The sequence below is a fragment of the Pseudomonas sp. P106(2024) genome, assembly GCF_057480815.1.
The window spans coordinates 148,744-173,897 of the sequence record NZ_JBLIYU010000004.1; the positions used below are offsets into that span (position 1 = coordinate 148,744).

Annotated in this window: 20 protein-coding genes and 1 other RNA gene; 16 read left to right on the forward strand and 5 right to left on the reverse strand. The window is 65.7% G+C overall.

The genetic code is table 11. The annotated features are described in order from the left end of the window. The first annotated feature begins 32 nt into the window (after positions 1-32). Entirely contained in the window at positions 33-3,032 is a 3,000-nt protein-coding gene (gene eprS, locus AC25M7_RS09160) for an autotransporter serine peptidase EprS (protein ID WP_486970960.1), read from the forward strand. 178 nt (positions 3,033-3,210) lie between these two features. After that, positions 3,211-6,207: an autotransporter domain-containing protein gene (locus tag AC25M7_RS09165; RefSeq protein ID WP_486971001.1), complete on the forward strand. Its 2,997-nt coding sequence runs from the start codon at positions 3,211-3,213 to the stop codon at positions 6,205-6,207. A 74-nt stretch (positions 6,208-6,281) separates the two neighbouring features. Here the strand turns inward: AC25M7_RS09165 and AC25M7_RS09170 are convergent, their stop codons facing one another. From AC25M7_RS09170 to AC25M7_RS09190, 5 genes are all read right to left on the reverse strand, one after another. After that, positions 6,282-6,500 carry a YgdI/YgdR family lipoprotein gene (locus AC25M7_RS09170; protein WP_486970961.1) on the reverse strand — a complete coding sequence of 73 codons (219 nt, stop codon included), beginning with the start codon at positions 6,498-6,500 and terminating at the stop codon, positions 6,282-6,284. A 58-nt stretch (positions 6,501-6,558) separates the two neighbouring features. Then, positions 6,559-7,137: a BON domain-containing protein gene (locus AC25M7_RS09175; protein ID WP_062364064.1), complete on the reverse strand. Its 579-nt coding sequence runs from the start codon at positions 7,135-7,137 to the stop codon at positions 6,559-6,561. Further along, the gene (locus AC25M7_RS09180) at positions 7,134-7,727 is read right to left on the reverse strand and encodes a phosphoheptose isomerase (RefSeq protein WP_028689752.1); all 594 of its coding nucleotides are present in this window, start codon (positions 7,725-7,727) and stop codon (positions 7,134-7,136) included. The genes AC25M7_RS09175 and AC25M7_RS09180 overlap by 4 nt, the downstream gene beginning before the upstream one ends. A gap of 87 nt (positions 7,728-7,814) precedes the next feature. After that, entirely contained in the window at positions 7,815-8,186 is a 372-nt protein-coding gene (locus tag AC25M7_RS09185) for a YraN family protein (RefSeq protein WP_028689751.1), read from the reverse strand. Then, the gene (locus tag AC25M7_RS09190; protein WP_028689750.1) at positions 8,186-10,003 is read right to left on the reverse strand and encodes a penicillin-binding protein activator; all 1,818 of its coding nucleotides are present in this window, start codon (positions 10,001-10,003) and stop codon (positions 8,186-8,188) included. The genes AC25M7_RS09185 and AC25M7_RS09190 overlap by 1 nt, the downstream gene beginning before the upstream one ends. A gap of 188 nt (positions 10,004-10,191) precedes the next feature. Between AC25M7_RS09190 and rsmI the strand changes: the two genes are divergently transcribed. From rsmI to AC25M7_RS09260, 14 genes are all read left to right on the forward strand, one after another. Continuing rightward, on the forward strand, positions 10,192-11,067 hold the full coding sequence (gene rsmI / locus AC25M7_RS09195; RefSeq protein WP_028689749.1) for a 16S rRNA (cytidine(1402)-2'-O)-methyltransferase: 876 nt from the start codon (positions 10,192-10,194) through the stop codon (positions 11,065-11,067). Between the two features lie 67 nt (positions 11,068-11,134). Beyond that, an RNA gene (gene rnpB / locus AC25M7_RS09200) (RNase P RNA component class A) lies at positions 11,135-11,494 on the forward strand. A 309-nt stretch (positions 11,495-11,803) separates the two neighbouring features. Next, positions 11,804-12,259 (forward strand): division/cell wall cluster transcriptional repressor MraZ, encoded by a 456-nt coding sequence (mraZ, locus tag AC25M7_RS09205; RefSeq protein WP_028689748.1) that lies wholly within the window; start codon positions 11,804-11,806, stop codon positions 12,257-12,259. Continuing rightward, positions 12,256-13,203, forward strand: coding sequence for a 16S rRNA (cytosine(1402)-N(4))-methyltransferase RsmH (gene rsmH / locus AC25M7_RS09210; protein ID WP_028689747.1), 948 nt, complete (start codon positions 12,256-12,258; stop codon positions 13,201-13,203). The genes mraZ and rsmH overlap by 4 nt, the downstream gene beginning before the upstream one ends. Further along, positions 13,200-13,493, forward strand: a complete 294-nt coding sequence (gene ftsL, locus AC25M7_RS09215) for a cell division protein FtsL (protein ID WP_028689746.1) — start codon at positions 13,200-13,202, stop codon at positions 13,491-13,493. The genes rsmH and ftsL overlap by 4 nt, the downstream gene beginning before the upstream one ends. Then, positions 13,493-15,220 (forward strand): peptidoglycan D,D-transpeptidase FtsI family protein, encoded by a 1,728-nt coding sequence (locus AC25M7_RS09220; RefSeq protein WP_162175252.1) that lies wholly within the window; start codon positions 13,493-13,495, stop codon positions 15,218-15,220. The genes ftsL and AC25M7_RS09220 overlap by 1 nt, the downstream gene beginning before the upstream one ends. Then, the gene (locus AC25M7_RS09225; RefSeq protein WP_197866589.1) at positions 15,220-16,683 is read left to right on the forward strand and encodes a UDP-N-acetylmuramoyl-L-alanyl-D-glutamate--2,6-diaminopimelate ligase; all 1,464 of its coding nucleotides are present in this window, start codon (positions 15,220-15,222) and stop codon (positions 16,681-16,683) included. The genes AC25M7_RS09220 and AC25M7_RS09225 overlap by 1 nt, the downstream gene beginning before the upstream one ends. Next, entirely contained in the window at positions 16,676-18,043 is a 1,368-nt protein-coding gene (locus AC25M7_RS09230) for a UDP-N-acetylmuramoyl-tripeptide--D-alanyl-D-alanine ligase (protein WP_280093098.1), read from the forward strand. The genes AC25M7_RS09225 and AC25M7_RS09230 overlap by 8 nt, the downstream gene beginning before the upstream one ends. Further along, the gene (gene mraY / locus AC25M7_RS09235) at positions 18,043-19,125 is read left to right on the forward strand and encodes a phospho-N-acetylmuramoyl-pentapeptide-transferase (RefSeq protein ID WP_028689742.1); all 1,083 of its coding nucleotides are present in this window, start codon (positions 18,043-18,045) and stop codon (positions 19,123-19,125) included. Before AC25M7_RS09230 ends, mraY begins: the two co-directional genes overlap by 1 nt. A 6-nt stretch (positions 19,126-19,131) precedes the next feature. After that, positions 19,132-20,478 carry a UDP-N-acetylmuramoyl-L-alanine--D-glutamate ligase gene (gene murD / locus AC25M7_RS09240; RefSeq protein ID WP_486970962.1) on the forward strand — a complete coding sequence of 449 codons (1,347 nt, stop codon included), beginning with the start codon at positions 19,132-19,134 and terminating at the stop codon, positions 20,476-20,478. Next, positions 20,475-21,689 carry a putative lipid II flippase FtsW gene (ftsW, locus tag AC25M7_RS09245; protein WP_028689740.1) on the forward strand — a complete coding sequence of 405 codons (1,215 nt, stop codon included), beginning with the start codon at positions 20,475-20,477 and terminating at the stop codon, positions 21,687-21,689. The genes murD and ftsW overlap by 4 nt, the downstream gene beginning before the upstream one ends. After that, positions 21,679-22,758, forward strand: coding sequence for an undecaprenyldiphospho-muramoylpentapeptide beta-N-acetylglucosaminyltransferase (murG, locus tag AC25M7_RS09250; protein ID WP_062364072.1), 1,080 nt, complete (start codon positions 21,679-21,681; stop codon positions 22,756-22,758). The genes ftsW and murG overlap by 11 nt, the downstream gene beginning before the upstream one ends. Beyond that, positions 22,751-24,199 (forward strand): UDP-N-acetylmuramate--L-alanine ligase, encoded by a 1,449-nt coding sequence (murC, locus tag AC25M7_RS09255; protein ID WP_028689738.1) that lies wholly within the window; start codon positions 22,751-22,753, stop codon positions 24,197-24,199. The genes murG and murC overlap by 8 nt, the downstream gene beginning before the upstream one ends. Beyond that, positions 24,196-25,152, forward strand: coding sequence for a D-alanine--D-alanine ligase (locus tag AC25M7_RS09260; protein ID WP_028689737.1), 957 nt, complete (start codon positions 24,196-24,198; stop codon positions 25,150-25,152). The genes murC and AC25M7_RS09260 overlap by 4 nt, the downstream gene beginning before the upstream one ends. Positions 25,153-25,154 lie beyond the last annotated feature (2 nt).

A 25,154-nucleotide genomic window follows, 5' to 3' on the forward strand; every position in this document is an offset into this window, starting at 1 on the left:
ACCCAACAACAAAAACAAGAGAAGTCATCGACATGGATGTGAGATGTGATCAGCTCAAGGCGCTGACGGGCACCCTGTGCCTGGCGTTCGCCACCGGACTGCCGCTGCCTGCTGTGGCGGCCTATCAGGAAACCGGTCGCCTGGGCGACCCTGCCAGCTGGCGGTCGGCCGAGTACCAGCAGGACTGGGGCTTGGAGCGCATGCAGGCGAGTCAGGCCTATGCCGCCGGCATCACCGGCACCGGGGTCAGCATTGGCGCCCTGGATTCGGGATTCGACGCCGCCCACCCTGAAGCCAACCCCTTGCGTTTTCACGCCGTTACCGCCACCGGCCAGTACCTGGATGGCACTCCGTTCAGCGTGACCGGGGGACTCAATGGCGCCAACGACAGCCATGGCACCCATGTCACCGGCACCCTGGGTGCGGCCCGTGATGGCGCTGGCATGCATGGCGTGGCCTTCAATGCCCAGGTCTACGTGGGCAACACCAACCACGACGACAAGTTTCTGTTCGGCCCCAGCCCTGACCCCAAGTATTTCAAGGCGGTCTACGATGCCCTGATGGACGCCGGTGTACGGGCCATCAACAACAGCTGGGGCAGCCAGCCCAAGGATGTCAGCTACCAGACCCTGGACGGCTTGCGCGCGGCCTACGCTCAGCATTTCCAGCAGGACACCTGGCTCGACGCCGCCGGCGACGTGGCGCGTCGGGGCGTGATCAACGTATTCAGCGCCGGCAACAGCGGCTATGCCAATGCCAGCGTGCGCTCGGCGCTGCCGTACTTCCAGCCGGAGCTGGAAGGCCACTGGCTGGCGGTGTCGGGCCTGGACAAGAACAACCAGCAGAAATACAACCAGTGCGGCATCGCCAAGTACTGGTGCCTGGCGACCCCGGGCGCGGCGATCAGCAGTACCGTGCCCGGTGGCGGCTACGCCACCTACAACGGCACCTCGATGGCCGCACCTCATGCCACAGGGGCCTTGGCCCTGGTCATGGATCGCTATCCCTACCTGAACAACCAGCAGGCCCTGCAAGTGCTGCTGACCACCTCGCGCCATCTCGACGGTTCGCCGACCCAGGGACCCAGCGAGCGGGTAGGCTGGGGCGTTCCGGACCTGGGCCGGGCGTTGCACGGGCCCGGGCAGTTGCTGGGTGAATTCGACGTCAACCTGGGGCGCGGGCAGGGCGATAGCTGGAGTAACGGCATCTCCGACCAGGCCTTGGTGCAGCGTCAAACCGAGGACGCCGCAGAGCGCCAGGCCTGGCAGCAGACCCTCAAGGATCGCGGCTGGGAGCATGGCCTGGCAGCGGGCGCCAGCCAGCAGGATCGCAGTGACTATGCCTTGGGCATGGCCCGTGACGCGGCTGCCGCGCGGCGGGTCTACCAGGGCAGCCTGGTCAAGTCCGGGGCTGGCTGGCTCGAGCTCACGGGTGACAGCAGCTACCGCGGCCCGACCCGCGTCGATGGCGGCCTGCTGGCGGTCAACGGCAGCCTGCAATCGGCGGTGACGGTCAACGCGGGCGGTACCCTGGGCGGCAACGGGCGGGTCGGTGCCCTGACCGCCAGCGCCGGGGGCGTGGTGGCCCCGGGTAACTCCATCGGCACCTTGAGTGTCGCTGGCAACCTGGACTTGCAGCCGGGCTCGACCTACCGGGTGGAACTGTCGCCCACGGCCAGCGACCGCCTTGTCGTTGCTGGTCAGGCCAGTGTCGGCGGCGCCAATCTCAGCCTGGAGCCCCAGGCGCGGCCGAACCTTTTGGCCGGTGGCCCGGTATCCAGCCTGGTGGGGCGCCAGTTCAACATCCTGCAGGCCGCAGGTAGCGTCAACGGGCGCTTCGCCCAGGTCGAGCCCGACTACCTGTTCCTGGGGACCTTCCTTGATTATTCGGCCAACGGCGTGCAACTGGACGTGAAGCGCAGCGCCACGACGTACGCCAGTGTTGGTGCCACGGCCAACCAGCGCGCCAGCGGCGGTGCCGTGGAGCGGTTGGGGCCGGGCAATCCCGTGTATGAAAGCCTGCTGCTTTCGACCTCGGCGGACCAGGCCCGGGACGGCCTGCGTCAGCTGGCCGGGGAGATCTACCCGGCGCTGGACTCGATGCTGCTCAGCCAGGGCTCGGTCTTGCGCGATGCCCTGGGTGAGCGAGCGCAAGGTCGCGCACTGATTACCAATGCCTCTGGAAAAGGTGACAGCGAGTCGGGTGCGACTCAGCTCTGGCTCAAGGGCCTGGGCAGCTGGGGGCGCATCGAGGGTGTGCAAGGCACCGAGTCCTATACCAGTTCCCTGGGCGGCGTGCTGCTGGGCGTGGACCATGACCTTGACGAGCAGACCCGGGCCGGCCTGGCCGCAGGCTACAGCGACAGCTCCCTGGGCATGGGCGGCAGCCACTCCCGGGCCACGGTCGACAGCTACCACCTGGGTGCCTATGCCCGCCACGACCTGGACCAGTTGCGCCTGAGCCTGGGCGCCAGCCACAGCTGGCACCGTGCCGAAGTCCGGCGCGACCTGGCCTATGGCGAGGTGTCTGGCCGCCAGCGCGCACGGATCGATGCCCGCAGCCAGCAGGTGTTCGCCGAGGCGGCCTATCGCCTGGCGTTGCCGGCGATACAGCTGGAGCCTTTCGCCAACCTGACCTACCAGCACCTGGAGCGCGACGGCTTCCATGAGAAAGGCGACGCCGCGGCGCTGCATGCCGGTGACGAGCAGCGCGACGCCTGGCTCGGCACCTTGGGCCTGCGTGGGCGCCAGCAATGGCAGCTGGGCCCGCAGCAGGACCTGCAACTGGCGGCAAGCCTGGGCTGGCAGCATCGCCTGAGCGGCACCCAGGGCCGTGAGCACCTGGCTTTCGCTGGCAGCGACCTGCCGTTCCGGGTGGAGACTGCGCCGGCCTTGCGCGATGCCGCGCTGGTGGGACTGCAGGCACGGGTAGGGCTGACCCGCGACCTGGACCTGAGCCTGGACTACCAGGGGCGCCTGGCCAGTCGCGAGCAACAGCATGGCGCAGGGCTCAACCTGCAATGGCGGTTCTGAAGCGCCCTGGCGTGATGCGGGCCAGGCGTTGCAACACGGAGTGTGACCAACGCGGTACTAAACCAAAACAAAACTAAGGAAGGTTGTAGTGAAGCACGTCAGAAAGGATGACAGCGCACTCGCGCAGGGCTGGGCCTTGGCCCCACTGGGGCGGGCATTGGTGGGTTGGGCGGCGCTGATGGGCACGGCCCAGGCCGCGCCCTACGTGGAGAGTGGGCGCCTCGGCGATGCCGGCAGCTGGCGCAGCAGCGAGTTCAAGGCCGACTGGGGGCTGGGGGCGATCCACGCCGACAGCGCCTATGCCGCCGGCTACAGCGGCAAGGGGGTGAAGCTGGGGATTTTCGACCAGCCGGTATATGCCCCGCACCCCGAGTTCGCCGGCAAGGACAAGATCGTGACCCTGGTCACCAGCGGCATTCGCCAGTACACCGACCCCTATATCCCGGTGAAGGCCGGCGATGCGTTCCGCTATGACGGCAGCCCGTCGGTGGGCTCGGACGGCAAGCTCGGCTCCCACGGCACCCACGTCGGCGGGATCGCCGCCGGCAACCGTGATGGCGAGTCGATGCACGGCGTGGCCTATGATGCGCAGATCATCAGCGCCGACAACGGCGACCCCGGCCCCGAGGATGGCATCGTCCTGGGCAACGATGGCGCGGTGTACAAGGCCGGCTGGGACAGCCTGGTGGCCAGCGGCGCGCGGATCATCAACAACAGCTGGGGCATCGGTATCACCGATCGCTTCGCCAAGGGCGGGCGCAATCCGGACTTTCCGCATTTTACCGTGGACGATGCCCGCGCACAGTTCGCGCAGATACAGCCACTGCTGGGAACCTTGCCGGGCGGCGCCTACGACGGGGCCATCGCCGCCGCCCGCAGCGGAGTCCTGACGATCTTCGCCGCCGGCAACGACTACAACCTGAACAACCCCGACGCGATTGCCGGCCTGGGCTATTTCGTTCCGGACATCGCCCCGAACTGGATGACCGTGGCGGCGTTGCAGCAGAACCCCGACACCAGTAGCGCCAACCCGTACCTGGCCAGCACGTTCTCTTCCCGTTGCGGCTATACCGCGAGCTTCTGCGTCTCGGCTCCCGGTACCCGGATCTACAGCGCGGTGATCGGCGGCACCAGTCTGGAGGACCTGACCCAGGGCTATGCCAACAAGAACGGCACGTCCATGGCCGCGCCCCATGCCGCCGGCGCGGCGGCGGTGCTGATGGAGCGCTTCCCCTACATGAGCGGCGCACAGATCGCCAGCGTGCTGCGCACCACCGCCACCGACATGGGCGCGCCCGGCATCGATGCCTTGTACGGGTGGGGCATGATCAACCTGGACAAGGGGATCCGCGGTCCGGGCATGTTGGTCACCGAGCAGGACATCCCCGAGGAGTTCCGCATCGCCGGCGGCTACGGCCCGAGCCAGTTCGTGGTTGATCTGCCGGGTGTCGGCGCCGTGGTGGACGCCGGTAGGCCGACCCAGCGACTCTGCAACGGCCTTAGCTGCGTACTGGACCTGTGGAGTAACGATATCTCCGGCCATGGTGGCCTGACCAAGCAGGGTATCGGTACCCTGGTGCTCAGCGGCAACAACACCTACGCAGGTCCAACCCTGGTCAACCAGGGGCGGCTGGCGGTCAATGGCTCGCTGCAATCGACGGTGACGGTCAATGACGGCGGCGTGCTGGGCGGCAATGGCCGGATCGGTGCGCTGGTGGTCAACCGTGGCGGGGTGGTGGCGCCAGGCAACTCCATCGGCACCCTGCGGGTGGGCTCCGATGTCACCTTCCAACCGGGCTCGACCTATGCCGTGGAGCTTGATGCTACTGGCAGCGACCGCCTGGTCAGCGATGGCACGGTTTCTGTAAACGGTGCGAACCTGGCCCTGGATCTGCAGAATCCCGGGGTTTCGCTGCAGTCCCAGCCGGCAACCAGCCTGGTGGGACGTCAGTTCGACATCCTACAGGCCGCTGGCGGCGTGCAGGGCGGTTTTGCCGCTGTGCAGTCCAACCTGCTGTTCCTTGGTGGTGGCCTGGCCTACACCGGCACCGGGGTGCAGCTGGCGGTGCAACGTAGCGCCAGCTTCGCCAGTGTCGGCCTGACCGCCAACCAGCGTTCGGTGGCCGCGGCCGCCGAACGGCTCGGCGCGGGCAATCCGGTCTACGAGAGCCTGTTGTTGTCGGCTGATGCCGGCAGCGCCCGGCAGGCGTTCGATCAACTGTCCGGTGAAATCCACCCGGCGGTGGGCAATCTGCTGCTCAACGATAGTCGCCAGTTGCGCGACGCCGTGGGCGAGCGTACCCGCCAGCAGGGTGTCGCCGCCGCGCCGGCCATGGACGCCCAGGGCAACGGCCTGTGGGTCAAGGCCCTGGGGGCCTGGGGCAAGGCCGACGGTGATTCTGGCCATGCGCGCTACAGCAGTTCGATCGGCGGCATGCTGCTGGGTGTCGACGGGCAGATGAGCGAGGACACCCGCCTTGGCGTCTTCACCGGCTACAGCGACAGCTCGCTGAGCATGGGTGATGGTCGTCATTCCTCGGCCAGCGTCGACAGCTACCACTTGGGTGCCTATGCCGGCAAGGAACTGGAGCAGGTGCGCCTGAGCCTGGGCGGCAGCCACAGCTGGCATCGCATCGAGACCAAGCGCGAGCTGCAGTACAACGAGGTCAGCGATCGCCAGAAGAGCAAGCGTGATGCGCAGAGCACCCAGGTGTTCGGCGAGGCCGCCTGGAAGGTCGCGATGCCTGGCATGGCCCTGGAGCCGTTCGCCAACCTGGCCTATGTGCATATCGCCAGTGACAGCTTCAAGGAACATGGCGGCGCCGCCGCGCTCGAGGGTGGGCGGGATAACCGTGATGCCTGGCTCTCTACCCTGGGCATGCGCGCCGGTAAGCAGCTGCAATTGTCCAGCGGCCAGGCGGTGGAGCTATCCGCCACCCTGGGTTGGCAGCACAACCTGAGCTCCACCGGGTCCGACCAGCATCTGGCCTTTGCCGGCCAGGGCGATAGCTACAAGGTCCAGGCGCTGTCCCTGGACCGTGATGCGGCGGTGGTTGGCGCACGGGCGGGGATCAGCCTGGGGCGTCAGGCCCGGGTCAACCTCGACTACAACGGACTGCTGGGTAGCCGCGACAAGAGCCACGGGGTCGGCCTGACCCTGGACTGGGCGTTCTGAGGCCCTGAAAAGCAAAACGCCCGATGCTGAGCATCGGGCGTTTTGCTTGACCTGCCTGAACCGCCATTTCGCAATTACAGGTCCTTGATGCTCTGCACCTGGTCCTTGTTGATGCGGGTCGGCTTGCCGTCCAGTTGCTTGAACTCGTAGAAGCCGGAGTTGCGGTCGAAGTGCGGAGTGTCGGTGGTCTGCAGTTCGCGACCATCGTTGAGGGTGATCACGCTCGGGGTGGAGCAGCCGGCCAAGGTGGCGAAGGCGCCGATCAGCAGGGCGGGCAGCAGCAACTTTATCATGGAGTACTTCCTGGATCAGAGGGGAAAGGCGAGCGTCCTGACGCCCGCCGAAGGGTTGTCAGTCGATGTATTCGAACAGCTTGACGATCTTCTGCACGCCCGACACGCCCTGCACCACGTTGGTGGCGGCGTTGGCCTCCTGCTGGCGGACCAGGCCGAGCAGATAGACAATACCGTTCTCGGTGATCACCTTGATGCGCGAGCTGGGAACGCTCTCGTCGGTCAGCATCTGGGTCTTGATCTTGGTGGTCAGCCAGGCGTCGTTGTTGCGCGCCAGAATCGACGATGGCTGCATCACCTGCAGCTCGTTATGCACCTTCTTGACCCGCTGCACCTGGCCGGCGGTCTGCTCGGCAAGGGACTTGAGGTCAGCGCGCGGTGTCTGGCCGGCAAGCAGCACCACGCCGTTGTAGCTGCTGACGACGATGTGCGAACCCTTGTCCAGCTCCGGGTTGGCCTTGGCGATGTTGACCGAGACCTTGGTCTCGATCAGCGAGTCGTCGATCTTGCTGCCGATGGTGCGGGTGCCGCGGTCGTCCTCGATCGGCGAGTTGCGGGTCGAGGTCAGCACGGAACTGCAGCCGGAGACACCCAGGCACAGGGTTAGGGCCATCAGGCCGAGACGCTTGGAGATCATTCTTCACTCCCGAACAGTTGGCTGTCGATCAGGTCGCACAGACAGTGGATCGCCAGCAGGTGGACTTCCTGGATGCGTGCGGTCACGCTCGAGGGGACGCGGATTTCCACGTCCTCGGGCAGCAGTAGCGAGGCCATACCGCCGCCGTCGCGCCCGGTCAGGGCAACGACGATCATTTCGCGGTCATGGGCGGCCTGGATCGCCTGGATCACGTTGGCCGAGTTGCCGCTGGTGGAGATTGCCAGCAGGACGTCGCCGGGCTGGCCCAGGGCGCGGATCTGCTTGGAGAAGACTTCGTTGTAGCTGTAGTCGTTGGCGATCGAGGTGAGCGTGGAGCTGTCGGTGGTCAGGGCGATGGCCGGCAGGCTCGGGCGTTCGCGCTCGAAGCGGTTGAGCAGTTCCGATGAGAAATGCTGGGCGTCGCCGGCCGAGCCGCCATTGCCGCAGGCGAGCATCTTGCCGTCGTTAAGCAGGGTGTTGACCATGACCAGGCTGGCCTGCTCGATGTAGGGTGCCAGGATGTCCATTGCCTGTTGCTTGGTGTCGATGCTGTTCTGGAACAGTCGGCGGATTCGGGATTGCATGTCCATCTGGGTGACCTTAAGAGGGGCGGTGGCCTTTGCTACGCGCAACAGTGACCAGCCCGCGAAACATAGAGCTAGAAAATCGAATTGGGTTCAGCATTCGAAGGCGTTTTTCAGCCATTGAAGCGGTTGCCCCGCATGCCCCTGGCCCTGCAGGGCGACAACGTCGAAACGGCAGGGGTGGGTGGCCCAGCAGGGCGCTTGCTGCAGGAAGAGGTTGGCGGCCAGCGCCAGTCGCTGCTGCTTGCGCCCATCGATACTGGCGAGCGCTCCGCCGAACTCCGCATGCAACCGGTAGCGGACTTCGACGAATACTACTGTATCGGCATCGAGCATGACCAGATCGAGCTCGCCCCGCTTGCATCGCCAGTTGCGCGCCAGCAGCCGCAGGCCTTGCCCCTGAAGGTATTCAAGGGCGTGGTCCTCGGCGGCCTGGCCGGCGCGGCTGGGCGATGCGCCGGGCATCAGCGCGGCGTGTCCGGCAGGCGCTTGACCTGGCCACCGGCGAACTCGGCCCACGGCAGTTGGCGCTCGACGCGCTGGCTGGCGTTCATGCTCAGACTGCCCGACAGGCCCTCGACGCGGTTGTCCGGCAGTGCCTTGAGCTGGCCCAGGCGTGGCGCCAGGCTGTAGGCGTCGACGCCCATGGCATACAGCCGGCCGAGGCTGCCGGCGGCCTGCGGCCACTGCTGCACGACCTGCTGGCGCAGGCTGTTGGTGGTGTCCAGCAGCCACGGCGTTTCGCAGAAGCGGATGCCGTTCATGTCGTTGTACTGGTTGACGTCGCCGCTGGCGCTGTACAGGTTGGAGGTGGCGTAGACCGGTACGTCGCCGGCGTACTGGAAGTTCAGCGTCGGTTTGATCTGCTGGGCTTGTTGTGGCGTCGAGGCGAGGAAGATGAAGTCGATGTCCTGGCGACGCGAAGGCTGGGCGGCGATGTTACCGCCGACGGTGCTCTGCAGGCTCTTGGCGCGGCCTTCGCTCTGGCGCAGTTGGAACAGGTCGGCGATCTGCTGGGCGAGGGCAACCGGCTGGGCGATGCGCTGGGCGCTGATCAGGGTACCGCCATTGCCTTCCCAGTCCTGGCGGAAGGCGGCGAGCACGCGGTCGCCCCACTCACCGCTCGGCACCAGGGCCACGGCGCGGACCATGCCGTCGGCGCGGGCGCGGCGGGCGACTTCGCGGGCTTCGTCCTCGGCGGCCAGGCCGAACTGGAACAGTTGCGGCGGGGCTTTCTGGCCGGCGTCGGCGTAGTTCAGGGCCAGGGTGGTGATGGGCAGTTGCGGGTAGGCGGCGAGTTTCTTGACCAGCGGTTTTTCCAGCGGGCCGACCACCAGTTGCACGCCAGCGGCCTGGGCCTGGCGGTAGAAGTCATCCAGCGAGGTGATGCGCGAGCTGTCGAACACCTGTACGGCGGGGGCCGGCTGGCCACCTTGCTGTGCCTGGAAATGGGCGGCCATGAAGCCGTCGCGCAGGGCGCGGGCGACACCGGCCAGCGGGCCTTCCTGGGGCAGCAGCAGGGCGATCTTGGTCAGTGGTTGGCTGGCCAGTTCCTTGAGTTTGACCAGGGCGGTCGGCAATTGCCTGGCAGCCGGGTGCTCGGGGTGTTGCTGGCGCCAGGTGTCGATGGCGGCCTGTTGCTGCTCCAGGGTGCCGGCGCGCTTGACGGCGAGGGCCAGGCTGGTCCAGCCGGCCAGGGTCTCGTTGGCGGCGGGCTGTTGCAGCTGTTCGGCGGGCAGCGATGCAACCAGAGCCCAGGTGGCGTCGTTGTTGGCGGCGGCGGCCTGCTCGCTGAGCAACGGCGCCAGCAGCACGCGCTGCTGGGCGGCAGCCAGGGCCTGGCCGTCGGCCTCGAGGGCGGCGGCGTGGACGCTGTAGGTGCGAACCTGCTGCTCAGCCGGCAGTTCGCCGACGCGTTGCAGGCTCGGGTGCGCGAGGGCGGTCAGGGCGGCCTTGGGCTGGTTGCGGCTCATGGCCAGTTCCGCGGCCAGGGTCGAGGCGAACACCTGTTGGGCGGGCTTGAGCGGTTCCAGTTGGACCTGCTCGAGGATCCGGGCCGCGCGCGGGAAGTCCTTGTGCTTGTATGCCAGGTCCGCGGCGCTCAGGCGCAGCAGGGCCGCGTCCTCGGCGGACTTGCTGGAGGCCGCCTTCTCGAGCAGTTGCTCGATGCTGGCGTCCGGGGTGCGTGGCAGTTCGCCCAGGCTGGATGAGGGCGAGCTGGCGCAGGCTGCCAGCAGGGCAGCGAGGCAGAGGGCTGTGAGCAGCCGCAGACAAGCGATCATGTAAAGGTCCTGTTACTCGATCAAGTTGGCCGGCAATTGTACCCAAGCGGGGGGCGGGGCGCGATCTCGTCGACACTGATCCTTCACTATAGGTGGCCGCCAGCAGCGCCGGGGTGAAGTTCTTTGCGCCCTGTTACCGGCGCTCGGGCTACAATGGCGACCTTTGATCCGAAAAGCAGGTGTGCGCAGTGACTGATGTTGCAGGGGTTTCGAAATCCACGTTGGGCAAGCTTTACGTCGTCGCCACGCCCATCGGCAACCTCGACGACATGAGCGCCCGGGCGTTGAAGGTGCTGGCCGATGTGAGCCTGATCGCCGCCGAGGACACCCGTCACTCGGTGCGCCTGCTGCAACACTTCGGCATCGATACGCCGCTGGCGGCCTGCCATGAGCACAACGAGCGCGACGAAGGCGGGCGCTTCATCACCCGTCTGCTGGCCGGCGATGATGTGGCACTGGTGTCCGACGCCGGCACGCCATTGATTTCCGACCCGGGCTATCACCTGGTGCGCCAGGCGCGTGCCGCCGGTGTGCAAGTGGTGCCGGTACCCGGTGCTTGTGCGCTGATCGCTGCGCTGTCGGCGGCGGGGCTGGCGTCGGACCGCTTTATCTTCGAGGGATTCCTGCCGGCGAAAGCCGCCGGGCGCCGGGCGCGTCTGGAGCAGGTCAGGGAAGAGTCGCGCACGCTGATCTTCTATGAGGCGCCGCATCGTATTCTTGAGTGCCTGGAAGACATGGAGGCGGTGTTCGGTGGCGATCGTCCGGCGGTATTGGCGCGCGAGATCACCAAGACCTTCGAGACCCTGAAAGGGCTGCCCCTGGCCGAGCTGCGCGCGTTCGTGCAGGGCGACAGCAACCAGCAGCGCGGTGAGTGTGTTGTGCTGGTGGCGGGCTGGAGCGCGCCGGAGGGCGATCAGGCCATCAGCGCCGAGGTCCAGCGCGTGCTGGATTTGCTGCTGGCCGAGTTGCCGTTGAAGAAGGCCGCGGCTTTGGCGGCCGAAATTACTGGTGTGCGCAAGAACCTGCTCTACCAGTTGGCGCTGGAAAAACAAAAATCCCATTAATGGCGTAATGGCATTATTTGTTGCATCGCTTGTTCTTGGGCGCGGCTACCGGTAACCTTGTCGGCGGAGAGTCGATCGGACAGTCGCTGCCGTCTTTTGTTCCGCAAAAGTCGGGGGAGGAAAGTCCGGGCTCCATAGGGCAGAGTGCCAGGTAACGCCTGGGAGGCGCGAGCCTACGGAAAGTGCCACAGAAAACAACCGCCTAAGCACTTCGGTGCCGGTAAGGGTGAAAAGGTGCGGTAAGAGCGCACCGCACGGCTGGCAACAGTCCGTGGCTAGGTAAACCCCACTCGGAGCAAGACCAAATAGGGTTCCATACGGCGTGGCCCGCGTCGGAACCGGGTAGGTTGCTAGAGGCGTCCAGTGATGGCCGTCGTAGAGGAATGACTGTCCTCGACAAAACCCGGCTTACAGATCGACTCTCCACCTCTTCCTTCCCTGCTTGAATCGATAGCAGATCTGACCTGGTAATACCGAAAAATTCTTACTCTTAATAAATTACTTTAACTCAACGCCCTATCCGCTTGAGTGTGTTTGATTTTTTTCGTCATTTTTCCTCTCTGTTAATCCTTCCATCTTCCTTTGTTGCGCTAAATCGCCGTCCTGTAAGGGATTTCCCTATGAACGTGCCTTGACGGTGTGGCGGGCGGATTCCTATAGTGTGCGCAAGTGGCAGAAAGTGGGATGAAGTGGGTTTTCTGACACAAAAAAGCTAACATTGTGGGGAATCGCAGCCGTGTTCCGCGGAGCCAACGCCGTCAGCCTCGATGCCAAGGGCCGTCTCGCCATGCCGAGCCGGTACCGTGACGAGCTCGATTCGCGTTGCAATGGTCAGTTGATCGTGACCATCGACGCCGTTGATCCCTGCTTGTGTGTTTATCCCCTCGACGAGTGGGAGCAGATAGAAGCCAAGCTGCGCGCCCTTCCGTCGTTGCGTGAGGAAAACCGTCGCCTGCAGCGTTTGCTGATCGGCAATGCGGTTGACCTGGACCTCGATGGCAGTGGACGTTTCCTGGTGCCGCCGCGCCTGCGTGAGTACGCCAAGCTGGACAAAAAGGCGATGCTGGTGGGGCAGCTGAACAAATTCCAGCTGTGGGACGAGGATGCCTGGAACGCGGTTTCGGCAGCCGACCTTGCAGCTATTCAACAACCGGGCGCCATGCCCGATGATTTGCGTGACCTGATCCTGTGACCATAGATAGCGGCTTCAACCACATCACCGTCCTCCTCGACGAAGCCGTCGAGGCCTTGGCTCTGCGCGCCGACGGTTGCTATCTGGACGGCACCTTCGGGCGTGGCGGCCACAGCCGCCTGATCCTCAGCAAGCTCGGGCCGCAGGGGCGGCTGCTGGGGTTCGACAAGGATCCACAGGCGATTGCCACCGGGCAAGCGCTAGCGGCCGAAGACGGCCGCTTTGTCATTGTGCAGCGCAGCTTTGCCGAGCTGGGTGCCGAGGTGGCCGAGCGCGGCCTGGCAGGCAAGGTCAGCGGCATCCTGCTTGACCTGGGCGTGTCTTCGCCGCAGCTCGATGACCCCGAGCGTGGCTTCAGTTTCCTCAACGACGGCCCGCTGGACATGCGCATGAACCCGAACCAGGGTATCAGCGCCGCCGAGTTCATCGCCACTGCGCCGGTCGAGGAAATCGCCCGTGTGTTCAAGGAGTATGGCGAGGAGCGTTTCGCCGGGCGCATGGCGCGTGCCGTGGTCGAGCGTCGCGAGAAGCAGCCGTTCACCCGTACCGCCGACCTGGCCGAGGTGCTCAAGGTCGCCAATCCGGCCTGGGAGAAGGGCAAGAATCCGGCCACTCGAGCGTTCCAGGGGCTGCGCATTCACGTCAACAATGAACTGGGTGACCTCGAGGCGGGCCTTGAAGCCGCGCTCGATGCCCTCGAAGTGGGTGGCCGCCTGGCGGTGATCAGTTTCCACTCGCTGGAAGACCGTATCGTCAAACTGTTCATGCGCAAGCTGGTCAAGGGCGAAGCGGACAACCTGCCGCGCAACCTGCCGGTGCAGCACAAGACCTTCGAGCCGAAGATCAAGCTCATCGGCAAGGCGCAGTTCGCCTCCGAAGCCGAACTCAAGGCCAACCCGCGGTCGCGCAGCGCCGTGATGCGGGTGGCGGAGAAGTTGCGGTGAGCCGGCTGTTTGCCAAGCCTTTGCCAGGCGGAAGCTTCCTGATGCTCCTGCTGTTCGTCGCCGTCCTGATTTCGGCCATTGCCGTCTCCTACAGTGCCCACTGGAACCGCCAACTGCTCAACACCCTGTACGGTGAACTGAGCGAGCGCGACAAGGCCCAGGCCGAGTGGGGGCGGCTGATCCTCGAGCAAAGCACCTGGACCGCGTCCAGCCGTATCGAGAGCCTGGCCTCCGAGCAGCTCAAGATGCGCGTGCCCGCCGCTGACGAAGTGCGGATGGTGGCGCCATGATGAAGCTCGAGGGCGCGCTCTATCCTTGGCGGTTCAGGGTGGTCATCGGCTTGCTGGCGCTGATGGTCGGTGCCATCTGCTGGCGCATCATCGACCTGCAGGTGGTCGACCGTGACTTCCTCAAAGGCCAGGGTGATGCCCGCAGTCTGCGCCATATTCCCATTCCTGCGCACCGTGGCCTGATCACCGACCGCAACGGCGAGCCGCTGGCCGTCAGTACTCCGGTCACCACCTTGTGGGCCAACCCCAAGGAAATGCAGGCGGCAAAGGATCGCTGGCCGCAACTGGCCGCCGCGCTGGGGCAGAACCCGCAGCAGCTGACCGAGCGCCTGACCCAGCAGGCCAACAAGGAATTCATCTACCTGGTCCGTGGCCTGACCCCGGAGCAGGGCCAGCACGTGCTCGACCTGAAGGTGCCGGGTGTCTACGGCCTGGAAGAGTTCCGTCGCTTCTATCCGGCAGGCGATGTCACCGCGCACATGGTCGGCTTCACCGACCTGGACGACCATGGTCGTGAGGGCGTCGAGCTGGCCTACGACGAGTGGCTTGCGGGAGTGCCCGGCAAGCGGCAGGTGATCAAGGACCGGCGTGGTCGGCTGATCAAGGATATCCAGGTAACGAAGAACGCCAAGGCCGGCAAGACCTTGGCGTTGTCGATAGACCTGCGCCTGCAATACCTGGCCACCCGCGAACTGCGCAACGCGATCGCCGAACAGGAAGCCAAGGCCGGCAGCCTGGTGATCATGGACGTCAAGACCGGTGAGGTCCTGGCCATGGTCAACCAGCCGACCTACAACCCGAACAACCGCCGCAGCATGTTCCCGGCGGCCATGCGCAACCGGGCGATCATCGACGTCTTCGAGCCGGGTTCGACGGTCAAGCCGATCTCCATGAGTGCTGCGCTGCAGAGCGGCCGCTGGAAACCCACTGACAAGGTCGAGGTGTATCCGGGCAGCTTGCAGATCGGCCGCTACACCATCAAGGACGTGTCCAGGAGCGAGGGCCCGATCCTCGACCTGACCGGCATCCTGATCAACTCGTCCAACGTCGGCATGAGCAAGATCGCCTTCGATATCGGTGGTGAGGCCATCTATCGGGTGATGTCCCAGGTCGGCCTGGGCCAGTACACCGGCCTCGGCTTCCCAGGAGAGCGCGTCGGCAACCTGCCCAACCACCGCGAGTGGCGCAAGGCCGAGACCGCGACCCTGTCGTATGGCTATGGCGTGTCGGTGACCGCCCTGCAATTGGTGCATGCCTACGCCGCGCTGGCCAACGACGGCAAGATGGTGCCGCTGTCGATTCTCAAGGTCGACAAGGCGCCGGAAGCGGTGCAGGCCATCCCCAAGGAAACCGCCGAAACCGTGCAGGCCATGCTGCAGCAGGTGATCGAGGCGCCACGTGGGGTGTTCCGCGCCCAGGTGCCGTTCTATCACGTGGGTGGCAAGTCGGGTACCGCGCGCAAGGCCACCGTCGGTTCCAAGGGCTACACCGAGAACGCCTACCGTTCGCTGTTCGCCGGCTTCGGCCCGATGAGCGATCCGCGCTACGCCATCGTCGTGGTCATCGACGAGCCGAGCAAGGGCGGTTACTTCGGTGGCCTGGTCTCGGCCCCCGTATTCAGCAAAGTGATGTCGGGCACCCTGCGCCTGATGAATGTACCGCCGGACAACCTGCCGCCTTCGACGCAGCAAGCCAGCGCAGTACCCGCCAAGGGAGGGCGAGGTTGATGACGATGCCATTGAGCAAACTGTTTGCCCATGCCAGCCGCGATCCGTTGATCCGCGAGCTGACCCTGGACAGCCGCGCCGTGCGCCCGGGCGACCTGTTCCTGGCCGTGCCGGGGGCCAAGGTCGATGGTCGCGCGCATATTGCCGATGCGCTGGCTCGTGGCGCCGCCGCAGTGGCCTATGAAGAGCAGGGCGCCAGCGTGCTGCCGCTCACCGATGCGCCGCTTATTCCGGTCAAGGGTCTGATCGGCCAGCTGTCGCAGATCGCCGGCCGCTTCTATGGCGAGCCGAGCCGTCAGCTCGACCTGGTCGGCGTGACCGGCACCAATGGCAAGACCAGCGTGACCCAACTGCTGGCCCAGGCGCTTGACGCCCTGGGCAACCGCTGTGGCCTGATCGGCACCCTCGGCACCGGTTTTTATGGCGAGCTACAGAGCGGCCGCCTGACCACGCCGGACCCGATCGCCGTGCAATCGACCTTGAATGACCTGAAGAAGGGCGGGGCCAAGGCCGTGGCCATGGAGGTATCTTCCCATGCGCTCGAGCAGGGTCGGGTTGCCGCGCTGGACTTCGATATCGCGGTGATGACCAACCTGTCCCGCGACCACCTGGACTACCACGGCAGCATGGAGGCCTACGAGGCCGCCAAGGCCAAGCTGTTCGCCTGGTCGAGCCTGCGTGCCCGGGTGGTCAACCTGGATGATGACTTTGGGCGTCGCCTGGCAGATGCTCCTGCCACATCGCGCCTGATCAGCTACAGCCTGCAGGATTCGGCGGCGTCGCTGTTCTGCAAAGAGGCTGCCTTCAACGATGATGGCGTGCGCGCCGTGATCGTCACCCCGCAGGGCGAGCATGTCTTGCGTAGCCGCCTGCTGGGGCGTTTCAACCTGAGCAACATGCTGGCGGTGGTAGCCACACTGATGGCGCTGGATTACCCGCTGGACGAAATTCTCAAGGTCATCCCGCAACTGCAAGGGCCGGTCGGCCGCATGCAGCGCCTGGGTGGCGGAGACAAGCCGCTGGTGGTGGTCGATTACGCCCACACTCCGGATGCCTTGGAAAAAGTACTCGAAGCCCTGCGTCCGCACGCTCACGGCAAGCTGCTGTGCCTGTTCGGCTGTGGTGGCGATCGTGACGCTGGCAAGCGCCCGCTGATGGCTGAAGTGGCCGAGCGCCTGGCCGACCGAGTGCTGGTCACCGACGACAACCCGCGTAGCGAAGACCCCATGCGGATCTTCGACGATATTCGCCCCGGATTCGCCAAGCCTGCGGCCGTCGCGTTCGTCGCCGGCCGTGGCACGGCCATTGCCCAGCTGATCGCCAGTGCCAGTGCTGACGACGTGATCGTCCTGGCTGGCAAGGGGCACGAGGATTACCAGGAGATCAATGGCCAGCGCCATGACTTCTCCGACCTGGTCGAAGCCGACAAGGCACTTGCAGCCTGGGAGGCGCCACATGCTTAAGCCGATGATCCTCAGCCAGCTGACCGGCGCCCTGAATGCGCGCCTGGCAGGCGCCGACGCCAGCTTCACAGGCGTGAGCATCGACAGCCGCAGTGTCGTCGCCGGCCAACTGTTCGTCGCCCTGACCGGGCCGCGCTTCGATGGCCACGACTACCTGGCTGACGTGAAGGCCAAGGGCGCGGTCGCCGCGCTGGTCGAGCGCGAAGTCGCCGGTGTCGACCTGCCGCAGCTGCTGGTCGCCGACTGCCGTGTCGCCCTCGGCCAGCTCGGCGCGCTGAACCGTGCCGCCTTCGACAAACCGGTGGTGGCCATCACTGGTTCCAGCGGCAAGACCACGGTCAAGGAAATGCTCGCCGCGATCCTGCGTACCCGTGGACCGGTGCATGCCACCCGGGGCAACCTGAACAATGACCTCGGCGCACCGCTGACCCTGCTCGAGATCGCTCCGCAGCACAGCGCCGCGGTGATCGAGCTGGGCGCCTCGCGCATCGGCGAGATCCGCTACACCGTCGGCCTGACCCGACCGCAGGTGGTGATCATCAACAACGCCGGTACTGCCCACGTCGGCGAGTTCGGTGGCCCGGAGAAGATCGTCGAAGCCAAGGGCGAGATCCTTGAAGGCCTGGGCGAGGGCGGCACGGCCATCCTCAACCTGGCCGACAAGGCGTTCGAGATCTGGCGCAAGCGAGCGGGCAATCACCGCATCTTCAGTTTCGCCCTGGACAACCCGCAGGCGGACTTCCATGCCAGCGACATCGGGCGCGACGCCCGTGGCTGCCCGTCGTTCACCCTGCACGGCCCGGACGGCAGCGTCTCGGTGCAGTTGAACCTGCTCGGCACACACAACGTCAGCAACGCCCTGGCCGCGGCAGCCGCTGCCCATGCCGTTGGTCTGAGCCTGAGCGGCATCGCTGCGGGCCTTGCCGCCGTGCAACCGGTCAAGGGCCGCACCGTGGCGCAGATCGCACCCAGCGGCGTGCGGGTCATCGACGACAGCTACAACGCAAATCCCACCTCGATGTGCGCCGCCATTGATATACTCGCCGGCTTTTCCGGGCGCACCGTTCTGGTGCTCGGGGATATCGGCGAACTGGGACAATGGGCCGAGGAAGGCCACCGCCAGGTGGGCGACTATGCCCGCGGCAAGGTCGACGCGCTGTACGCGGTGGGCACCAACATGGCCCATGCGGTCAAGGCGTTCGGCGCCAATGGCCGCCATTTCGCTACTCAAGCTGAGCTTATCGCTGCCGTTGGCGCCGAGAATACCAGCGATACCACTATCTTGATCAAGGGCTCGCGCAGCGCTGCGATGGAAAACGTCGTGGCTGCACTGTGTGGTGCCAGCGGGGAGAAACATTAATGCTGCTGCTGTTGGCTGAGTATCTGCAACAGTTCCACAAGGGCTTCGCGGTCTTTCAGTACCTGACCCTGCGCGGGATCCTGGGTGTGCTGACCGCGTTGTCCCTGGCCCTGTGGTTGGGCCCGTGGATGATCCGTACCCTGCAGATCCGCCAGATCGGTCAGGCCGTGCGCAACGACGGCCCGCAATCGCACCTGTCCAAATCCGGCACTCCGACCATGGGCGGCGCGCTGATCCTGTCGGCCATTGCCATCAGCACCCTGCTGTGGGCCGACCTGACCAACCGCTACGTGTGGGTGGTCTTGATCGTCACCCTGGCGTTCGGCGCCATCGGCTGGGTCGACGACTACCGCAAGGTGATCGAAAAGAACTCCCGTGGCCTGCCGAGCCGCTGGAAGTATTTCTGGCAGTCTGTGTTCGGCCTGGCTGCGGCGATCTTCCTGTACAAGACCGCGCCGACCAGCGTCGAGACCACGCTGATCATCCCGATGCTCAAGGACCTGGCGATTCCGCTGGGCGCCGGGTTCATCGTGCTGACCTATTTCGTCATCGTCGGCTCAAGCAACGCGGTCAACCTGACCGACGGCCTCGATGGCCTGGCGATCATGCCGACGGTGATGGTCGGCGGTGCCCTGGGCATCTTCTGCTACCTGTCGGGTAACGTGAAGTTCGCTGAATACCTGCTGATCCCTTACGTGCCGGGCGCGGGCGAGCTGATCGTGTTCTGCGGCGCGCTGATCGGTGCCGGCCTGGGCTTCCTGTGGTTCAACACCTATCCGGCCCAGGTATTCATGGGCGACGTCGGCGCCCTGGCGCTGGGCGCGGCCTTGGGCACCATCGCGGTGATCGTCCGCCAGGAAATCGTCTTGTTCATCATGGGCGGCGTGTTCGTGATGGAAACCCTGTCGGTGGTCATCCAGGTGGCTTCGTTCAAGCTCACCGGCAAGCGCGTGTTCCGCATGGCGCCGATCCACCACCACTTTGAACTCAAGGGTTGGCCCGAGCCACGGGTGATCGTCCGCTTCTGGATCATCACCGTGATTCTGGTGCTGATTGGCCTTGCCACCCTGAAACTGAGGTAAACGAGCGTGTCACTGATCGCTTCCGACCAATTCCGCATCGTTGTCGGCCTCGGCAAGAGCGGCATGTCCCTGGTTCGCTTCCTGGCGAACCGGGGCATTGCCTTTGCGGTCGCCGACACCCGCGAGCAACCGCCGGAACTGGACACCCTGCGCCGTGAGTACCCGCAGGTGGAAGTGCGCTGTGGCGAGCTCGACGTGGACTTCCTGTGCCGGGCCAACGAGCTGTACGTGAGCCCCGGCCTGGCCCTGGCCACGCCTGCCCTGCAGCAGGCCGCCGCGCGAGGGGTGAAGCTGTCGGGCGACATCGAGTTGTTCGCCCGCCACGCCAAGGCACCGATCATCGCCATCAGCGGCTCCAACGCCAAGAGCACCGTCACCACCCTGGTCGGCGAAATGGCCGCCAAGGCAGGCAAACGTGTGAATGTCGGTGGCAACCTCGGTACCCCGGCCCTCGACCTGCTGGCCGACGATGTCGAGCTGTACGTGCTGGAGCTGTCGAGCTTCCAGCTGGAAACCACCGACCAGCTCAACGCCGAAGTGGCCACCGTGCTGAACATCAGCGAAGACCACATGGACCGCTACAGCGGCCTGCCGGCCTATCACCTGGCCAAGCACCGGATCTTCCGCGGTGCCCGCCAGGTGGTGGTGAACCGTCAGGATGCCCTGAGCCGTCCATTGCCGGTCGAAGGCCGGCCGAGCTGGAGCTTCGGGCTCAACACGCCGGACTTCAAGGCCTTTGGCCTGCGCGAAGTGGAGGGCGAGAAGTACCTGGCGTTCGAATTCCAGACGCTCATGCCGGTGCGTGAGCTGAAGATCCGTGGCGCCCACAACCAGAGCAACGCCCTGGCCGCGCTGGCTCTCGGTCATGCCGCCGGCCTGCCCTTCGCGCCAATGCTCGACGCCCTGCGCGAGTTCAAGGGCCTGGCCCATCGCTGCCAGTGGGTGCGCGAGCGCAACGGGGTGAACTGGTACGACGATTCCAAGGCCACCAACGTCGGTGCCGCCCTGGCTGCCATCGAAGGCCTGGGCGCCGATATCGAAGGCAAGCTGGTACTGATCGCGGGTGGTGATGGCAAGGGCGCCGACTTCGCTGCCCTGCGCGAGCCGGTGGCTCAGCATTGCCGTGCCGTCGTGCTGCTTGGCCGTGACGCCGAGCGTCTGGCTGAAACCTTGGGCGATGCCGTGGCGCAGGTCCGGGTCAAGACCCTCGACGAAGCCGTGCAGCGTTGTGCCGAACTGGCGCAGCCGGGCGACGCTGTCCTGCTGTCGCCTGCCTGCGCCAGCCTCGACATGTTCAAGAACTTCGAAGAACGCGGGCGCCTGTTCGCCCAGGCGGCGGAGGGGCTGGCATGATCTTCGGCATCCTCAAGCCGTATCCGTCGCCGCTGATCAGCGGCCGTGGCATCGACCTCGACTTCCCACTGCTGGCCGGCTGCCTGGCGCTGCTCGGCCTGGGCCTGGTGATGATCACCTCGGCCTCCTCGGAGGTGGCCGCGGTGCAGTCGGGCAACCCGCTGTACCACATGATCCGCCACCTGGTGTATGTCTCCCTCGGCCTGGGGGCCGGGGTGTTGACCATGCTGGTGCCGATCGCCACCTGGCAGCGCATGGGCTTCCTCATGCTGATCGGCGCCTTCGGTCTGCTGGTGCTGGTGCTGGTGCCAGGCATCGGCCGCGAGGTGAACGGTTCGATGCGCTGGATCGGCTTCAGCTTCTTCAACGTGCAGCCGTCGGAGATCGCCAAGGTCTTCGTGGTGATCTACCTCGCCGGCTACCTGGTTCGCCGGCAGACCGAGGTGCGCGAAAGCTGGATGGGCTTCTTCAAGCCGTTCATCGTGCTGCTGCCGATGGCCGGCCTGTTGCTGATGGAGCCAGACTTCGGCGCCACGGTGGTGATGATGGGCGCCGCGGCGGCCATGCTGTTCCTCGGTGGGGTGGGGTTGTTCCGCTTCTCGCTGATGGTGGTGCTGGCGGTCATTTCGGTGGTGGTGCTGGTCCAGGCCCAACCGTACCGCATGGCGCGACTGATCACCTTCACCGACCCCTGGTCCGACCAGTTCGGCTCCGGCTATCAGCTGACCCAGGCGCTGATCGCCTTCGGTCGCGGCGAGTGGCTGGGCGTGGGCCTTGGCAACAGCGTGCAGAAGCAGTTCTACCTGCCCGAGGCGCACACCGACTTCGTGTTCTCGGTGCTGGCTGAAGAGCTCGGCGTGGTCGGTTCGCTGCTGACCATCGCGCTGTTCGTCTTCATCACTGTGCGCGCGCTGTACATCGGCCTGTGGGCCGAGAAGGCCAAGCAGTTCTTCGCCGCCTACATGGCCTTTGGCCTGTCGTTCCTGTGGATCGGCCAGTTCCTGATCAACATCGGCGTGAACGTCGGCCTGCTGCCGACCAAGGGCCTGACCCTGCCGTTCCTCAGCTACGGCGGCAGCTCACTGGTGATCTGCTGCGCCTGCGTGGGGCTTTTGCTGCGGATCGAGTGGGAGAGCCGCACGCACCTGGGCAGCGAGGAGCACGAATTCAAGGAGAGCGATTTTGCCGAGGAGACCAGCCATGGCCGCTGACGGCAAGAACATCCTGATCATGGCGGGCGGTACCGGGGGGCACGTGTTCCCGGCCCTGGCCTGCGCCCGCGAGTTCCAGGCCCGTGGCTACAGCGTTCACTGGCTGGGCACCCCGCGTGGCATCGAGAACGAGCTGGTGCCTCAGGCCGGCCTGCCGTTGCACCTGATCCAGGTCACCGGCCTGCGTGGCAAGGGCAAGCTGTCGCTGCTCAAGGCGCCGTTCACCCTGGTCAAGGCCGTGCTGCAGGCGCGGCGGATCGTGCGTCAGCTCAAGCCGGTCTGCGTGGTCGGCTTCGGCGGCTATGTGACCGGGCCCGGCGGTGTTGCCGCCCGGTTGTGCGGGGTGCCGCTGGTGATCCACGAGCAGAATGCCCGCGCCGGCACCACCAATCGCCTGCTGCTGCCGTTGGCCGCGCGTGTCTGCGAAGCCTTCCCGGACACCTTCGCCGCCAGCGACAAGCTGCGTACCACCGGCAATCCGGTGCGTCCGGAGCTGTTCATGGACGCGGCGCGCGCGCCCCTGGCCGAGCGCCGTGCGCGCCTGCTGGTCATGGGTGGCAGCCTGGGTGCGGAACCATTGAACAAATTGTTGCCTAAGGCCCTGTCCGAAGTGCCGGAGAACCTGCGCCCCGAGGTGTTCCACCAGGCCGGGAAAAACCACGCCCCGGTCACCGCCGAGCGTTATCACGAGGCAGGTGTCGAGGCCCAGGTCGAACCGTTCATCAAGGACATGGCCCATGCCTATGGCTGGGCCGATATGGTGGTGTGCCGGGCCGGCGCCCTGACCGTCAGCGAACTCGCGGCGGCGGGCCTGCCCTCGATGCTGGTGCCCTTGCCCCATGCCATCGACGACCACCAGACCCACAACGCCCAATACCTGGCTCGCGAAGGCGCCGCCTTCCTGATGCCACAAGCGACTACTGGCGCAGCGCAGCTCGCTGAACGCCTGAACGAGGTGCTGATGCAACCCGAGAAACTCAACGCCATGGCCGGCACCGCCCGCCGCCTGGCCAAACCTGGCGCAACCAGCACCGTGGTCGATATCTGCCTGGAGGTGGCCCATGGTTGAGAGCCAGAAAGCCATGCCCCAGCCAAAGATGGGCCGTATCCGTCGCATCCATTTCGTCGGCATCGGCGGCGTGGGCATGTGCGGCATCGCCGAAGTGCTGCTGAACCTGGGCTACGAAGTATCCGGTTCCGACCTGAAAGAGTCGCCAGTGACCGAGCGCCTGCAGTCGTTCGGCGCGCAGATCTTCGTCGGCCATCGCGCCGAGAATGCCGCCAACGCCGATGTGCTGGTGGTGTCCAGCGCGATCAACCCGGCCAACCCGGAAGTCGCCACCGCCCTGGAGCGGCGGATTCCCGTGGTGCCGCGTGCCGAGATGCTTGCCGAGCTGATGCGCTATCGCCACGGCGTGGCCGTTGCCGGCACCCACGGCAAGACCACCACCACCAGCCTGCTGGCCTCGGTGTTCGCCGCCGGCGGCCTGGACCCGACCTTCGTCATCGGCGGTCGCCTGACCGCGGCCGGCACCAACGCGCAACTGGGCACCAGCCGCTACCTGATCGCCGAGGCCGACGAGAGCGACGCCAGCTTCCTGCACCTGCAGCCGATGGTCGCCGTGGTCACCAATATCGACGCCGATCACATGGCCACTTACGAAGGCGACTTCAACAAGCTGAAGAAGACCTTCGTCGAGTTCCTGCACAACCTGCCGTTCTACGGGCTGGCGGTGATGTGCCTGGACGACCCGGTGGTGCGCGAGATCCTGCCGCAGGTCAAGCGCCCGACCGTCACCTACGGCTTCAGCGAAGAGGCTGACATCCGTGCCATCAACGTGCGTCAGCAGGGCATGCAGACTCACTTCACCGTGCTGCGCCGTGACTGCGAGCCGCTCGAGGTGTCGGTGAACATGCCGGGCAACCACAACGTGCTCAACGCCCTGGCCACCATCGCCATCGCCACCGACGAAGGCATCAGCGACGAAGCCATCGTCCAGGGCCTGTCGGGCTTCCAGGGCGTCGGTCGACGCTTCCAGGTCTACGGTGAGCTGCCGGTCGACGGTGGCAGCGTGATGCTGGTCGACGACTACGGTCACCACCCGACCGAGGTCGCCGCGGTGATCAAGGCCGTGCGTGGCGGTTGGCCGAGCCGCCGCCTGGTGATCGTCTACCAGCCGCACCGCTACAGCCGTACCCGCGACCTGTACGACGATTTCGTCCAGGTGCTGGGCGATGCCAACGTGCTGTTGCTGATGGAGGTCTACCCGGCCGGCGAAGAGCCGATCCCCGGCGCCGACAGCCGCCAGCTGTGCCACAGCATCCGCCAGCGCGGCAAGCTCGATCCGATCTACATCGAACGTGGCGCCGAGCTCGCGCCGCTGGTCAAGCCGCTGCTGCGCGCCGGCGACATCCTGATCTGCCAGGGTGCCGGTGATGTCGGTGGCCTGGCCCCGCAATTGATGAAAAGCCCGCTGTTCGCAGGCGCCAAGCAGGAGAAGTCGAAATGACCAGCGCCTACGACAAGTTGCACTCGACCCTGGACGTCAAGGCCTTTGGCCGCGTCGCTGTGCTGTACGGTGGCAAGAGTGCCGAGCGTGAGGTTTCCCTGAAATCGGGCAAGGCAGTGATCGAGGCGCTGACCAACGCTGGTGTCGACGTCGTCGCCATCGACGTCGGCGACGACCTGCTGACCCGCCTGCAGAGCGAGAAGATCGACCGCGCCTTCATCATCCTCCACGGCCGTGGCGGTGAGGACGGCAGCATGCAGGGCCTGCTCGAGTGCCTGGGGATTCCCTACACCGGCAGCGGCATCCTCGCCTCGGCGCTGGCCATGGACAAGCTGCGCACCAAGCAGGTGTGGCAGAGCCTGGGCATCCCCACGCCGCGTCACGCCGTGCTGGCCAGCGAGCAGGATTGCGTGGCCGCCAGTGCGGAACTGGGCTTCCCGTTGATCGTCAAACCCGCCCATGAAGGTTCGAGCATCGGCATGGCCAAGGTTAACAGCGAGCAAGAGCTGGTCGCCGCCTGGAAAGACGCCGCCAAGTACGACTCGCAAGTGCTGGTCGAGCAGTGGATCCACGGTCCGGAGTTCACCATCGCCGTATTGCGCGGCCAGGTGCTGCCGCCGATCGCGCTGGGCACCCCGCACGTGTTCTACGACTACGACGCCAAGTACATCGCCAACGACACCCAGTACCGCATCCCTTGCGGCCTGGACAGCGTCAAGGAGCAGGAGCTGATCGACCTGACCGCGCGCGCCTGTGATGCCGTTGGCATCGAGGGCTGGGGCCGTCTGGACGTGATGCAGGACGAGCAGGGCCGGTTCTGGCTGCTCGAAGTCAACACCGCACCGGGCATGACCGACCATAGCCTGGTGCCCATGGCGGCCCGTGCCGCCGGCCTGGACTTCCAGCAACTGGTGCTGGCGATCCTGGCCGACAGCGTAGCGACGAGAGGTTAATA